The organism is Mesorhizobium sp. B2-3-13 (genome assembly GCF_006442195.1).
GTDB classification, from domain to species: domain Bacteria; phylum Pseudomonadota; class Alphaproteobacteria; order Rhizobiales; family Rhizobiaceae; genus Mesorhizobium; species Mesorhizobium salmacidum.
Window position 1 is genome coordinate 83,166 of record NZ_VFVQ01000020.1, and the last position, 13,812, is coordinate 96,977.

General features: G+C 63.5%; 12 protein-coding genes. 7 read left to right on the forward strand and 5 right to left on the reverse strand.

Features of this window, described 5'->3' with window-relative positions; translation table 11 throughout:
- The first annotated feature begins 194 nt into the window (after nucleotides 1-194).
- From FJ941_RS22530 to FJ941_RS22545, 4 genes are all read left to right on the forward strand, one after another.
- Entirely contained in the window at nucleotides 195-1,325 is a 1,131-nt protein-coding gene (locus FJ941_RS22530) for a patatin-like phospholipase family protein (protein WP_140509019.1), read from the forward strand.
- A gap of 822 nt (nucleotides 1,326-2,147) precedes the next feature.
- On the forward strand, nucleotides 2,148-3,323 hold the full coding sequence (locus tag FJ941_RS22535) for an efflux RND transporter periplasmic adaptor subunit (RefSeq protein WP_140509021.1): 1,176 nt from the start codon (nucleotides 2,148-2,150) through the stop codon (nucleotides 3,321-3,323).
- A gap of 79 nt (nucleotides 3,324-3,402) precedes the next feature.
- Entirely contained in the window at nucleotides 3,403-6,579 is a 3,177-nt protein-coding gene (locus FJ941_RS22540; protein ID WP_140509023.1) for an efflux RND transporter permease subunit, read from the forward strand.
- Nucleotides 6,580-6,675: 96 nt separating this feature from the next.
- Nucleotides 6,676-6,834, forward strand: coding sequence for a DUF3309 family protein (locus tag FJ941_RS22545; RefSeq protein WP_015315312.1), 159 nt, complete (start codon nucleotides 6,676-6,678; stop codon nucleotides 6,832-6,834).
- A gap of 42 nt (nucleotides 6,835-6,876) precedes the next feature.
- On the opposite strand, the gene FJ941_RS22550 is transcribed toward FJ941_RS22545, so the two are convergent.
- Nucleotides 6,877-7,836 (reverse strand): SDR family oxidoreductase, encoded by a 960-nt coding sequence (locus tag FJ941_RS22550; protein ID WP_140509025.1) that lies wholly within the window; start codon nucleotides 7,834-7,836, stop codon nucleotides 6,877-6,879.
- 88 nt (nucleotides 7,837-7,924) lie between these two features.
- Entirely contained in the window at nucleotides 7,925-8,134 is a 210-nt protein-coding gene (locus FJ941_RS22555; protein WP_140509026.1) for a DUF680 domain-containing protein, read from the reverse strand.
- A 114-nt stretch (nucleotides 8,135-8,248) separates the two neighbouring features.
- Between FJ941_RS22555 and FJ941_RS22560 the strand changes: the two genes are divergently transcribed.
- The gene (locus FJ941_RS22560) at nucleotides 8,249-9,163 is read left to right on the forward strand and encodes a LysR family transcriptional regulator (protein ID WP_140509028.1); all 915 of its coding nucleotides are present in this window, start codon (nucleotides 8,249-8,251) and stop codon (nucleotides 9,161-9,163) included.
- Here the strand turns inward: FJ941_RS22560 and FJ941_RS22565 are convergent.
- From FJ941_RS22565 to FJ941_RS22575, 3 genes are all read right to left on the reverse strand, one after another.
- Nucleotides 9,121-10,302 (reverse strand): MFS transporter, encoded by a 1,182-nt coding sequence (locus tag FJ941_RS22565; protein WP_140509030.1) that lies wholly within the window; start codon nucleotides 10,300-10,302, stop codon nucleotides 9,121-9,123. The two genes, FJ941_RS22560 and FJ941_RS22565, sit on opposite strands and share 43 nt — an antisense overlap.
- Nucleotides 10,303-10,400: 98 nt before the next feature.
- Nucleotides 10,401-10,709 (reverse strand): DUF1244 domain-containing protein, encoded by a 309-nt coding sequence (locus FJ941_RS22570; protein ID WP_140509032.1) that lies wholly within the window; start codon nucleotides 10,707-10,709, stop codon nucleotides 10,401-10,403.
- An 11-nt stretch (nucleotides 10,710-10,720) separates the two neighbouring features.
- Entirely contained in the window at nucleotides 10,721-11,518 is a 798-nt protein-coding gene (locus FJ941_RS22575) for an N-formylglutamate amidohydrolase (RefSeq protein WP_140509034.1), read from the reverse strand.
- 287 nt (nucleotides 11,519-11,805) lie between these two features.
- Here FJ941_RS22575 and FJ941_RS22580 point away from each other — a divergent pair, with 287 nt between their 5' ends.
- Both FJ941_RS22580 and pyk read left to right on the forward strand, forming a co-directional pair.
- Nucleotides 11,806-12,252 carry a DUF1036 domain-containing protein gene (locus tag FJ941_RS22580; protein WP_245262044.1) on the forward strand — a complete coding sequence of 149 codons (447 nt, stop codon included), beginning with the start codon at nucleotides 11,806-11,808 and terminating at the stop codon, nucleotides 12,250-12,252.
- Entirely contained in the window at nucleotides 12,249-13,679 is a 1,431-nt protein-coding gene (gene pyk, locus FJ941_RS22585; protein ID WP_140509035.1) for a pyruvate kinase, read from the forward strand. Before FJ941_RS22580 ends, pyk begins: the two co-directional genes overlap by 4 nt.
- The last annotated feature ends 133 nt before the right edge of the window (nucleotides 13,680-13,812 follow it).

Here is a 13,812-nt window from a genome sequence, read left to right on the forward strand (position 1 = left end):
TTCGAGAGCTACGGCCTCTCCGCATTGCAGCGGAGGGGCTTTTCGCATGACCGAAACTTCATGTGATCACGCGACCGTGTTCGTGTTCTTGCCTTGGTCCGTCCTTATATGCTGCACTGCAACATAGGCCGGCGACAGCTGCTTCCCTCCAATGACGTTGGGGCAGGCCGGCGCATCAGGATGACAGGAACGCCATGACGAAGAACGGCAAGGCGGAGGAAAAGAAAAAGATCAACATCGCCCTTCAGGGAGGCGGCTCGCATGGGGCCTTTTCCTGGGGCGTGCTCGACCGGCTGCTGGAGGACGGCAGGCTTGAGATATCGGCGGTTTCCGGCACCAGCGCCGGCACCATGAACGCGGTCGCATTGGCCGATGGTTTCGTGCGTGGTGGGGTTGAGGGCGCCAGGCGGAAGCTGGACGATTTCTGGCAGGCGGTGGCGGCAAAGGGCCGGTTCAGCCCGGTGCAGCGCATGCCGTGGGATGTCGCCTGGGGCAACTGGTCGATCGAGAACACGCCGGGCTATGTGTTCTTCGACACCATGTCGCGGGTGTTTTCGCCCTATGTCGCCAACCCGCTCGGCCTCAATCCGCTGCGCGATGTGGTCGCGCGGGAGATTGACTTCGAGAATGTTCGCGCCTGCAAGTCGATGGAACTGTTCATCTCCGCCACCAATGTCGAGACAGGGCAGTTGCGGGTGTTTTCCGATGGCGAGATCGACCTCGACACGGTGATGGCGTCGGCCTGTCTGCCGCAACTGTTCCGCGCCGTCGAGATTAAGGGGGTGCCCTATTGGGACGGCGGTTATGGCGGCAATCCGGCGCTCTACCCGTTCTTCAAGACGGCGGCGACCGAGGACGTGCTCCTGGTGCAGATCAATCCGGTGGTGCGCGAGGGAACGCCAAGAAGCGCCAACGAGATCCAGAACCGCATCGACGAGATCACCTTCAATGCCGGCCTGCTGCGCGAATTCCGCTCGATCGCCTTCGTCAAGGAACTGATCGCCGCAGGCCGTCTGCCGCATGGCGAATATCGGGACATCCGCATGCATCGCATCGATGCCGACGAGGCGTTCAAGGATTTGTCGGCATCGTCCAAGGTCAATGCCGAATGGGCCTTCCTGACCTATCTGCGCGACCTCGGCCGCACCGCCGCCAGCGACTGGCTGGAAGAGAATTACGAAGCGGTCGGCAAGCGGGCTACGCTCGATCTCTCGGGCGAACTCGATGACGGGTTCAAGCCGGTACGCGGTCCCGCACCCGGCCGTCGGGTGAAGGAATTTCTCGCCGTGCGCAAGAACCCGGAGACCGAGCGCCGTCGGGCCTGAATCTGACGGCACAGGCTTCGAGGGGCAGCCTTTGCCGGCAATCGCGGGCGTAATCCGCGGAGCTTCAGAGGGGTCGTGGCGTGACAGCAACCTTGGCGTGCGGAAGGAGCCCTCATCATCCTGACGTCTGCTGCCACTGACGGTCAGTGGCACCGCCCCAGGGGCGCTCGTTACCTGCTAACCGGCAGCGCTCGATACAGAATTGCGATTGGGACGAATACCCCCGGCGTTCCCGCCCCTGCCTCGCGCCGCGCCCGACTTCGCACATGTCAGGGCACGACGATTCAGGACGTTATCGCGCCGGCTCATTGGCGTTTTCAGCATCTGGTTTGACTTCGGTGCATTGGGATCGGCAAGCCGGATCCGAAGGGGCTGCCGTGCCTTTTCCTGAGCGATTCCAGGCTTTTGGCCGAGTATCGTGGCGCCGCAGCCATTGTCCCTCGCCGATCGCACTGACGCGGATCGTCGGTTTGTGCCCGAGCTCCAATCAGCGACGTGATGCGGATCGCGACTGTATTCCGGAGACGGCCCATGACGAGCGGGGCTGGTCGCCCCGTAGCCGGCGTGTCAGGGCCTGTGTGAGCCGGCGGGCCGCTTCGTCAAGTAGACTGGCAAGTCACGAAGAACCGTTTCATGGCTGCCACACCTTGTCCGGCTATGCAATGCTGCTGCAACTTTCGGACTATATTGCGATGCAACTTTGATGTAGAAGCGCGCTCGCCGATCACGGCAATTTGAACACGGTCAGGCGCGCACCCATATCGGCGACGCGCCCGCGTCTTAAGACGCGGTGCTGGCCGAACCCGCAGTGGAAAAATGACGATGCCTAAAATCAGGTTTCACAAGCTTGCAGCCATTGTTGTGCTCATCGGTTTCGCCGCGTGGATGGCGACAGGCGAGTTCTCGTCGGTCGGCAGTGGAGCGGCCAACAAGGCCAAGGCAGCCGAGGTCGAGCAGGGCAAGGCGCCGGACGCGAGCAAGCCGAAGACGGCGGAAGCCGAACCGAAGGCCCCGCTGCGCACCGTCGCGGTGGTGACGCCGCCTCGCAAGACCTATGCGCGCGCCATCCGCATTTCCGGGTTGACCGAAGCCGACAAGCGCGCGGTGCTGGCAACCCGCGTTGCCGGCGTCATCGACAAGCTGCCGGTCAAGCAAGGCGATCACGTCAAGACCGGCGACCTGGTGCTGATGCTCGCCGCCGAGGAAAAGATATCGATGGCCGCCAACGCCAAGCAGCTTGTTGCGCAGCGCAAGGCCGAGCTCGACGCCGCCGAGCGGCTGGCCAAGACAGGCAACTTGCCGAAGCTGCAGCTCGACACCGCCCGCTCCAATCTGACCCAGGCGCAATCCCTGCTGGACACCGCGCAGGCCGAGCTCGACCGCAACGAGGTAAAGGCGCCGTTTGACGGCGTCATCGACCGGGTGCCGGTGGAACTCGGCAGCTCCGTCATGCAGGGGGGCGAGGTGGCGACCATCCTCAAGCTCGATCCGGTGATCGCGCGCGGCGAGATCAGCGAGCGCGATCTCGGCTACCTCAAGATCGGTGATAAGGCCAGCGTTAGGCTGGTCAGCGGCCAGACCGTCGAAGGCGCCGTGCGCTATATCAGCCGTGACGCCTCGTCGGCGACCCGCACCTTCCGTGTCGAGATCGCCATCCCCAATGCCGATGGCTCCGTGCCGGCCGGCATGACGGCGGAAATCCAGCTCAGCGCGTTGCCGACCGACGCTGTCTTGCTGCCGCGCTCGGTGGTGACGCTCGGCGACAAGGGCGATCTCGGCATCCGCGCCGTCGGCAAGGACAACAAGGTGGCATTCTTCCCGATCGACCTGGTCGACGATACGCCGACCGGTCTCGTGCTCGGCGGCATCCCGGCCGACGCGCGCATCATCGTCGCCGGCCAGGAACTGGTGAAGGAAGGCGATGAGGTCAAGCCGATCGAGGCCGACCAGGCGACCATCAACAAGCTGATCGGCGAAGCCACCGCCGGGACGCAGTAGCGCGAGGCGCCGGCGCCGGGCCTTGCCCGGCGACAGCATGTCCGTTCGCCACTCCCGAAAGCAACAGCAGGCATAAGTCATGGATATCGTCAGACTCGCAATCAACAATGCCCGCCTGACCATCTCGGTCCTGGTCTTCCTGCTGATTGCAGGCTGGGTCGCCTATCAGTCGACACCGAAGGAAGCGGAACCCGACGTTCCGATTCCGATGATGTATGTCAGCCTCATCTATCAAGGCATTTCGCCTGAAGATTCCGAGCGCCTTCTGCTGCGGCCGATGGAAAGCAAGCTGAAGAGCCTGAAGGGCCTCAAGGAGATGCGCTCAGCCGCTTTCCAGGGCGGCGGCTATGTGCTGGTCGAGTTCCAGCCGCAGACGAACCTGGCGACGGCACTGCAGGATACGCGCTCCAAGGTTCAGGACGGCAAGGCCGACCTGCCGCAGGCGGCCGAGGAGCCCGTCGTCACCGAGGTCAACATTTCCGAATTTCCGGTGCTCGTCGTCACGCTGTCGGGCGAATTGCCCGAACGCGTGCTGGCGGCCGCGGCGCGCGAACTGCGTGACCGCATCGAGGAAGTGCCCGGCGTTCTGGAAGGTTCCCTGCAGGGCTCCCGCGACGATCTGGTCGAAGTCGTCATCGATCCAATGAAACTGTCTTCCTATGGCTTGCAGCTCGATCAGCTGATCGGCGCAGTCGGTGCGTCCAACAGCCTGGTCGCCGCCGGCAATATCGAGGGCTCCCAGGGTAAATACGCAGTCAAGGTGCCGTCGCTGATCGAGAAGCCCGAGGATGTGGCGGCACTTCCCGTGGTTGCCGGTCCCAATGCCGTGGTTCAGGCCAAGGACATCGCGACGATCCGCTCGACCTTCGCCGATGCCACGACGATCACGCGCCTCAACGGCAAGCCGGCCATCGCCATCGAGGTCAAGAAGCGCATCGGCGCCAATCTGATCGACACGCTCACCAAGGTCAGGGAGGTGTCCGACACCTTCGTCAAGACCATGCCCGAAGGGATGCACGTCACCTACACGCAGGACAAGTCGGTCTTCGTCAACCAGTTGCTCGGCGATCTGCAGAACCACGTGATGATCGCCGTCATCCTGGTGTTCATCGTCATCCTCTACGCGCTGTCCGGGCGTGCCTCGCTGCTCATCGGGCTGGCCATTCCGTCATCATTCCTGATCGGCATCCTGCTGCTGGCCATGATGGGCTACACGATCAACATGATCGTGCTGTTCAGCCTGATCCTGGCCGTCGGCATGCTGGTCGACGATGCCATCATCGTCACCGAGTTCGCCGAGCGACGGATGAGCGAGGGCATGCCGAAGCAGGAAGCCTTCGCGCTTGCCGCCAAGCGCATGGCCGGTCCGGTCATCGCGGCAACGATGACGCGAATCGCCGCCTTTTCGCCGCTGCTGTTCTGGCCGGGGATCATCGGCGATTTCATGAAGTACATGCCGATCACGCTGATCGTCACGCTGTCGGCCTCGATGCTCTATGCGCTGGTCTTCGCGCCGACGCTGGGGGCGATCTTCGCCAAGGCGCCGCAGCATCACGGGGATGGCAATCGCGATGGCTGGTACATGGCTGTCGTCAAGCAGGCAGTACGCTTCCCCATCACCGTGATGATGCTGACCGTCGTCTTGCTGGCCGGCATCTTCGTTGGTTATTCGAAGTACGGAGCCGGCGTCGAGTTCTTCCCGAGCGTCGAACCCGACTACGGTCTGCTCTATGTGCATGCCCGCGGCAACCTTTCGCTGGCCGAAATGGATACCGCGACCAAGATCGCCGAAAACCGGCTGCTCGGCTGGCCGGGGGTGAAGTCGGTCTATACCCGCGTCGGCAAGTCCGAGGGCGGCGGCCAGGATGTTCCAGAAGACGTCGTCGGCGTCATCCAGTACGAATTCATCGATTGGCGCGAGCGTAAATCGGCCAACGATATCCTGAACGACCTGCGTGGCGTCATGGCCGGCATTCCCGGCGTCGATGTCGAGGTGCGCGTGCCGGAAGCCGGCCCCCCGACCGGCAAGCCGATCCAGATCAGGCTTTCGGCCATCGACCCCAAGGGATTGGACGAGAAGGCGCGCGAAGTCGCGGCACGCATCGCCAAGGTGCCCGGCGTCATCGACATTTCCGATGGCTTGCCGCCGCCCGGCGTCGACTGGGCACTCGAGGTCGACCGAGCCAAGGCTGCCCAGTATGGCATCAGCCCGACCTCGGTCGGGACGGTGGTGCAGCTCGTCACCAACGGCCTGAAGCTTTCGGAATACCGGCCTGCCGGTGCTGACAAGGCGGTCGACATCCGGCTGCGCTTGCCGGAGGACCGGCGCACGCTGTCGACGCTCGACGAGCTCAGGGTGCAGACCTCGCAAGGATCGGTGCCGATCTCGAACTTCGTGGTGCGCAAGGCGAAGCCGAGCGTCGGCATCCTCAACCGCATCGACGGCGCCCGCACCGTGGTGGTGCAGGCCAACGTCGCCGCCGGCGCCCAGGTCGCCGCCGTGCAGCAGGAGGTCACCCAGGCGGTCACCGACATGAATCTCGGCAGCGGCATACGCTGGAAGCTTGCCGGCTCGAACGAGGACAGCGCCGAGGCCAGCGCCTTCCTCAGCAAAGCCTTCGGTGCCGCTATCTTCCTGATCTTCCTGGTGCTGCTGGCGCAGTTCAACAAGTTCACCAGCGTCTGGCTGGTGCTGTCCTGCGTGGTCATGGCGACGATCGGCGTGTTCCTCGGACTGCTGATCACGGGCGAGACGTTCGGCATCGTCATGTCGGGCATCGGCGTCATCGCGCTGGCCGGCGTGGTGGTCAACAACAACATCGTGCTGATCGACACCTACGACCGGCTGCGTGAAGAGGGCTGGGACAAGATGGACGCGGTGCTGCAGACCTGCCGCGAGCGTGCCCGCCCGGTCGTGCTGACGGCGGTATCAGCCATTCTCGGCGTGCTGCCGATCGCCTTCGGGCTTGGGCTCGAAATCTTCCATCACGAGACGACGATCAACGCGCCGTCGACGCAATGGTGGATTTCGCTGTCCTCGGCGATCGTCTTCGGCCTGTCCTTCGCCACCATCCTGACGCTGGTGGTGACGCCGTCGATGCTGATGGTGTTCACGCGCGCCAAGGTCAAGCCCGGTGCGCGGCGCGGCTGGTTCAGCCGCCTGTTCCGGCGCGGCAAGGGCCAGATCTCGTCCCAAGGGCCTTTGGCAGATGTCGGCGCCGAGCCGGCAGTCAGCTTCCCGAAGGCCGCGGAATAGAGCGTTTCGCAAGCCAAGCAACAAAGGCCGTCCGGGAACAACCGGGCGGCCTTTTGCATTGTTCCCTCGAATGCAACCAGACGGCGAGGGCTCAAAATGACGATCAGCACACTTCTCGTTATCATCCTGATCCTGATCCTGATCGGCGCGGTGCCGGCATGGCCGCATTCGCGCTCCTGGGGTTACGGACCATCGGGCATTGTCGGCGTCATCCTGGTCGTGGTGCTGATCCTGCTTGTGCTGGGAAGGATCTGACCGGCAACGATTCAACGCCGAGTCCTGCAAGCAAGCTCGCGATCAGGCGGCCTGGCGCCGTGCGGGCGCGACGGCGATGCCGATATCCTGCAAGGCTTTGTTCACCGCCTGATCGAGCGGCGTATGCGGGATTTCGCCGATGATCCCCTCCAGCCGCGTCGAGGCCAGCCGGTGCGGCTCGAAACGCAGATATGACATCGAGACGATCTCGCGCCACATCGCCACGAACGGGCTGCCGGCGCGCAGCACCCACCAAGGCATGGAAGTCATCTTGAGTTGATGGCCGACGGCGTTCTCGGCGGCCGCCTTGATCTCGAGATCGGTGACGGCATGGCCCGGAAAGTTCAGCGCCTCATGGAAGCCGAGCTTGTCGAGATTGCGGGCCAGCGCGACGAAACCGACGGCGAAGTCCGGCAAATAAGCCCATTCATGCATGAGGTCGGCCGGACCGGGCGCGGTGTAGATGCCCTTGTTGATCTTGGCGGCGACGACCAGGTCAAACCAGGAGCCGCTGCCGGTGCCGCCGAAGAAATCGCCGGCCCGCAGAACAATGGTGCGCACCCGACCGGCCTCGGCCTCACGGCGGAACAGATCCTCCATGGCACAGCGGATGCGGCCTTTTTCCGTGGTCGGATGGAAGGGGGTGTCTTCCGTAATCACCGCCGGCATTGGCGAGCCGTAATTGTAGACGGTGCCGGGGAAGAGGTGCAGCGCGCCGTTGGCATGGCAGGCGGCCATGACATTTTCGGCCATCGGCAGGCACTTGCCCCAGTCGGTGTAGATCGGGTTGAGGCCGTTGAAGATGATTTCGACGCCCTCGGTGGCCTGGATCAGCGATTGGCGATCCAGCGCATCGCCGGCAACAGCCGTGGCGCCCTTGAGCTCAGCCGGCACCTTGCCGGTACGGGTGACGGCGCGGACGTCGAAACCGGCGTCGATGAAGGCCTTGGCAACCACGCGACCGAGCCGGCCATTGGCGCCGAGAATTGCGATCTTGGTCATTCTTCGTCTCCTTATCTGTTTTCAAGTGGGGGTTTGCCTGGAAGCGACGGGACAAGCCCGCCGCTTCTGGATTTTCGAGGACCGCCGTTCAGCGGCTGCCGAAGAGGTCGCGGTTGCTGCCCTGGACGACAGGCTTCTGATTGGTCGCCGCGGATTTGCTGATCGACGTGGTGGTCACATTGTCGGTGGTGACGACGGTCGTTTGGGTGGCATTGTCCGAGCCAAACTTGTCGCTGCCGGCAAAAGCCGTGTTGGCGGCGATGAGGAGGGCGGCGGTTGTGAGTGCGATCTTGGTCATTGGATTACTCCTGATTGGTTGTTGCAGTCCGTATCGGTGTTTGCAGGGTGAATATGATTGCTTCATCGATGAATTGAAATTGACTAGGAATGCAGTTTTGATATTCATTATTGAATGGACGACATCGACTGGAACCTGATCAAGAGCTTTGTCACCGTGGCGGAAACCGGCAGCCTGTCGGCCGCGGCGCGAAAGCTGTCGGCAAGCCAGCCGACGCTTGGCCGTCACATCGGGGAGTTGGAACAGGCGCTTGGCGTCACGCTTTTCCGGCGCGGACGAAACGGCTACGCGCTGACGGAAGCGGGAGCCACGCTATTCGAACGCGGCAAGGTGGTGAGCGAACAGGCTAGTGCCTTCTCACGGCTCGCGCTGGGCTCGGTCGAGGCGATCGAAGGCACGGTGCGGATTGCTGCCAGTGAAGTGGTGGCCGCCTATGTGCTGCCCGACATGATGGCGCGGCTCGGCATCGAGGAACCCGGCATCGAGGTCGAGATCGTTGCGTCGAACCAGGTCGAGAACTTGTTGCGCCGGGATGCCGACATTGCCATCCGCATGGTCAAGCCGGCGCAGACCGAACTGGTGGCGCGCAAGGTCTGCGATATCCCGCTCTGCGCCTGCGCGGCCATCTCCTATCTCGATGGGCGCGGCCGTCCCATGGGACCGGCCGATCTCGTCCATCACGCCCTGATCGGCTTCGATCGCAGCGACGAGATGATCCGAGCCTTTTCCCAGTATGGTATCCCGGTCACCCGAAGCAGTTTCCGCTTCAGGGCCGACAATCAGACCGTGCTCTGGGAAGCGGTGCGGGCAGGAAACGGCATTGGTCTTGGCCAGGAGCCGCTGGCAGACCGCGATCCGCTGGTGGAAAAGGTGTTGCCCGGACTGCCATTGCCTGCTCTCCCGGTATGGCTGGCCATGCATCGCGACGTGCGCGGCAGCGTGCGCATCCGCCGTGTGGCTGACTTTCTCCATGAGGAGTTGAAGCGCTATTCGGCAGGTGCCGCGTCAGGAGCGAATTCGGCGCGGTGAGCCAATCCAGCCATCAGCAAGACGACGATCAGCAGAACCGCCATGGCGATGAAGATCGGGCCGAAGCTGGAATGCTCGGCGACGAAGCCGATCGCCGACGGCGCCACCAAAATGCCGGAATAACCCATGGTGGTGACGACGCTCATGCCAGTGCCCGACGACATGCCTTCCTGGTTGCCGCCGGCCGAAAAGATGATCGGCACCATGTTGGCGATGCCGAAGCCGCACAGCGCAAAGGCTGATATGGCGAGCCAGGGCGAGGGCGACAGGCCGGCGATCAGCATGCCGGCGGCCGCGACGATGGCTGAGCCGCGCAGTGTCATCACCGCGCCGAAGCGGTTGCGGACGCCATCGCCGAAAAAGCGCATGATCGCCATGACGCCGGAGAAGGCCGCATAGGCAAGGCCGGCGATGGCGAGGTCGGCGCCGAGTTCCTGCCGCAGATAGAGCGCCGCCCAATCGAGCACCGCGCCCTCGGAAATCATCGTCAGCAGGGCCATCAGGCCGATCAGGTAGACCAATGGATTTGCCGGCAGAGCGAATTTATGATGCTCGGCCGCCTGCGGCCTGTTTTCGGCCACGATATGGGGGACCGCCGCCGCGATTGCCGCGAAGGCAAGCGCGGTCACCACCGAAGCATGGGCGAGGTGGCCATAATTCTGGATGGCAAAGCCGCCAAGGGCGCCGCCGGCGAAACCGCCGAGGCTCCAGAAGCCGTGCGACGAGGACATGATGGCGCGCCCCAGCCGCCGTTCCACCACCACCGCATTGGCATTCATGGCTACATCCATGCCGCCGATCGAGCCGCCGAAGATGAACATGGCGACGGCCGCCAGCGGCACGTCGGGTGCCAGCGCCACGACCAGCAGGCCGAGGCTGCCGCAGAGACCGAACCAGCGCAGCACGGTGCGCGAGCCATGTTTGGAGATCAGGTGGCCGCACCATGTCATGGCGGTGACCGCGCCGGCCCCGAACAAAAGGATCAGCAGGCCGAGCGTGAATTTCGAGATGTCCAGCCGCGTCAGGAATACCGGAATCTGTGGCGCCCAGCTGCCGGTCAGGAAGCCATTGGCGAGGAAAATAGCCGCGACTGCCCATCGGCCGCGAATGGCAGTCTGCAAGGCGTTCGGCGCGTTCATGAGGCGAATCCGGTCAGAAAATGGCTTTGCCCGGAAAATTAGATCGATTCAATTTTCAGTCAAGCGCTCTTTCGGGAAAGCATTTGGGCCAAACGGACTCAGTGATCCTTGGGACGCCTGGCTTCGAATTCCGCCTTCTTGGCGTCCGAAGCCTCTGTCTGGTTGAGCGCCTGCCACTGCGCATAGGGCATGCCGTAGACGATCTCGCGCGACTGGTCCTTCGAGAGATCGACACCCTCGGCATTGGCCGCCTCGCGATACCAGTTCGACAGGCAGTTGCGACAGAAACCTGCGAGGTTCATCAGGTCGATATTCTGCACGTCGCCGCGTTCGCGCAAATGCTCGACCAGCCGGCGAAAGGCAGCGGCTTCGAAGTCGCGCTTCTTCTCGTCGCTGAGTTCGGTCATCGAAACCTCCGTCATAGCGGCCCGGTACGCGAGCCGAACATCTTTACCGCATGTATATCGGGACGGCGGTCGATGGCGTCAACGATCGGCGCCAGCCGTTCGGCCCAGGCGATGGCGCCCTTCTGGTCCGCTATCAGGTCCTGGCGGATTTCGATCAGCGCGTGGGCATAGCCATTGACGATGGCGTGCTTGAACATGGTGTCGCCGTGCAGAGCGCCGTCATACGGTTCGTTGTCGCCGACGACGAGGTTTTTGTCTTCAGCCAGCATGTCGATCAGCAGCCGCGCCACCCGGTCGTCCTTGTCCCAGAGGATGCCGACGTGCCAGGGCCGCTGCTTGCCTTGCATGGCAGGCGTGAAGGAGTGCACCGAGAAGATGAAGGGCGCCTTGCCGGCGGCTTGCGCGACCGATGCAATCATGGCGCCGATCGCATCGTGATAGGGACGGTAGAAGCGATCAAGCCGCCTTTCGCGTTCCTCCGGCGCCAGGGGATAATTTCCCGGAATCATGGTGCCGTCGTAGAGCTGGCGAATGAGAGTTGGATCGTCCTCGCCGCGGTTGGGATCGATCAGCAGCCGTGAGAAATTGGCGAGCACCGCAGGCGCATCCAGCAGGGCCGCCAGTTCGCGCGTCACGGCTTCGACGCCGATGTCGTAAGCGATATGGCGGTCGAATTCGACCGACGGCAGCCCCAGGCTGCCATACTCCTCCGGCAGGTCACGGCGGGCATGATCGGCCAGGAGCACGATGCCCCGCTTGCGGTCGCCCTCGACGATATCGAATGGCGCGAAAACTGTGGATCGGGTCATTGGCGGGAAATGGGCTGTTCGCTGGCTTCCGGGGAGGGTGCTATCGTCATTCCACGAAGACGACGCGTGCGCAATGCCGTTGTTTGGCCAAGGTTTCCGCTGAAATCTGGCAAGGGGCGACGGATGGTGCGCCGGGAGCCTTCCTAAATCGATTGGATTGGTTGAAACGGTGCGTTGACATGCGCCCGGACTTTTCCGAAAAGGGGCGCAGAGAGATGCTGATGTGGTTCTTGAGGGGTTTTGGAATGGGTTCCGCCGGCAGGCAGCGCATGCGCTCCGGCTTCGCCATGCCGCTCCTGATCCTGACCGTCGGCGTGTCGGCAATGGTCATGGCCTCGCCGGCGCGCGCCGATTTCCGCGTCTGCAACGCCACACAGAACCTGGTCGGCGTCGGCATCGGCTATCGTGCCAAAGCCGGCTGGATCACCGAGGGCTGGTGGCATATCGAAGGATCGAGCTGCAAGACGTTGATCGAAGGGCCGCTGTCATCAAGGTTTTATTATCTTTATGCAGAAGACGCGGAGCGCGGTGGACGCTGGGACGGCCCGATCAACATGTGCGTGGCTGAAAAAGAGTTCAAGATCGCCGGCGTAAGCGACTGCGTCGCCCGAGGCTTCCAGCGCGCCGGATTCCAGGAATATGACACGGGCGAACAGGCAAGCTGGATGGTCCAGCTCACCGATGAGCCCGCAACGGGAGGCGCCCCAGCCGCCCCGGGAACGAATAGTCAATGAGACGTAGCCGCAAGGTCAAGATCCTAGCCACAATCGGTCCGGCCTCCTCGTCCGAGGAGATGCTGCAGAAGCTGTTTGAAGCTGGTGCGGATGTCTTCCGCATCAATATGAGCCATACCGATCATGAGCTGATGCGCACGCTGGTCGCACGCATCCGCGCCGTCGAGGAAAAAGTCGGCCGGCCGATCGGCATCCTGGCCGACCTGCAAGGTCCGAAGCTGCGCGTCGGCAAGTTCGCCAACGGCAAGGAAGTGCTGACGCTGGGCCAGAGGTTCACGCTTGACGACAATCCCGAGCCCGGCACCTCGACCAGGGTCTACCTGCCGCATCCTGAAATCCTGAGTTCGGTCGAGGCTGGCCATCGCCTCCTGATCGACGACGGCAAGCTCGAGCTGAAGGCGGTGAAGAGCGACGGCAAGTCGATCGTCTGCACGGTCATTGCCGGCACTGCCATTTCCGACAAGAAGGGCGTCAGCCTGCCCGACACCGACCTGCCGGTCGGCGCGCTGACCGAGAAGGACCGCAAGGACCTCGACGCGGTGCTCGCCACGGGCGTCGACTGGGTGGCGCTGTCCTTCGTGCAGCGGCCGGAAGACTTGGCCGAAGCGCGCAAGATCGCGCGCGGCCGCGCGCTTATCATGGCCAAGATCGAAAAGCCGCAGGCCGTCACCCGCCTGGCCGAGATCATCGAATTGTCCGACGCTCTGATGGTCGCCCGCGGCGATCTCGGCGTCGAGATGCCGCTGGAAGCCGTGCCAGGCATCCAGAAGCAGATCACGCGCGCCGCGCGCCGCGCTGGCAAGCCTGTGGTGGTCGCCACGCAGATGCTGGAATCGATGATCACCGCCCCTGTGCCGACCCGCGCCGAGGTCTCCGACGTTTCGATCGCCGTCTTCGAAGGCGCCGACGCCGTCATGCTGTCGGCGGAATCGGCGGCGGGCGCTTATCCGGTCGAGGCGGTTGCCATGATGAACCGCATCGCCACCAAAGTCGAAACAGATCCGACTTATGCCGGCATCATCAACGCACAGCGTTCGGAGCCGGAAGCGACCGGCGCCGACGCCATTTCGCTGGCCGCCCGCGAAATCGCCGAAACGCTGAAACTGTCGGCGATCGTCACCTACACGGCATCAGGCACCACCGGCCTGCGCGCCGCGCGCGAGCGCCCGCAAGTACCGATCATCGCGCTGTCGCCGATCCTCAACACGGCGCGGCGGCTGTCGCTTCTGTGGGGCACGCATTGCGTCGTGTCGCCGGACGCCACTGATCTCGACGACATGGTCAACCGCGCCTGCCGCATTGCGCTGGAAGAAGACTTTGGCAAGCCGGGCGACCGGGTGATCATCACCGCAGGCGTGCCGCTGCGGACCCCGGGATCGACCAACATGCTGCGCATCGCTTATGTCGGATCGGAAACCGGCCGGTAATCGGCCGCCAGCCTGGTCGCGATCCTGAGCGCTCTTGCCGCGGCTTCCGCTGGAGAAACCGGCCTGCGCGAGGGATAGGGTCGTACGGATACTGATCGGGGCCCAGTACATGCCGCTCAGGTCCTGATGGCAT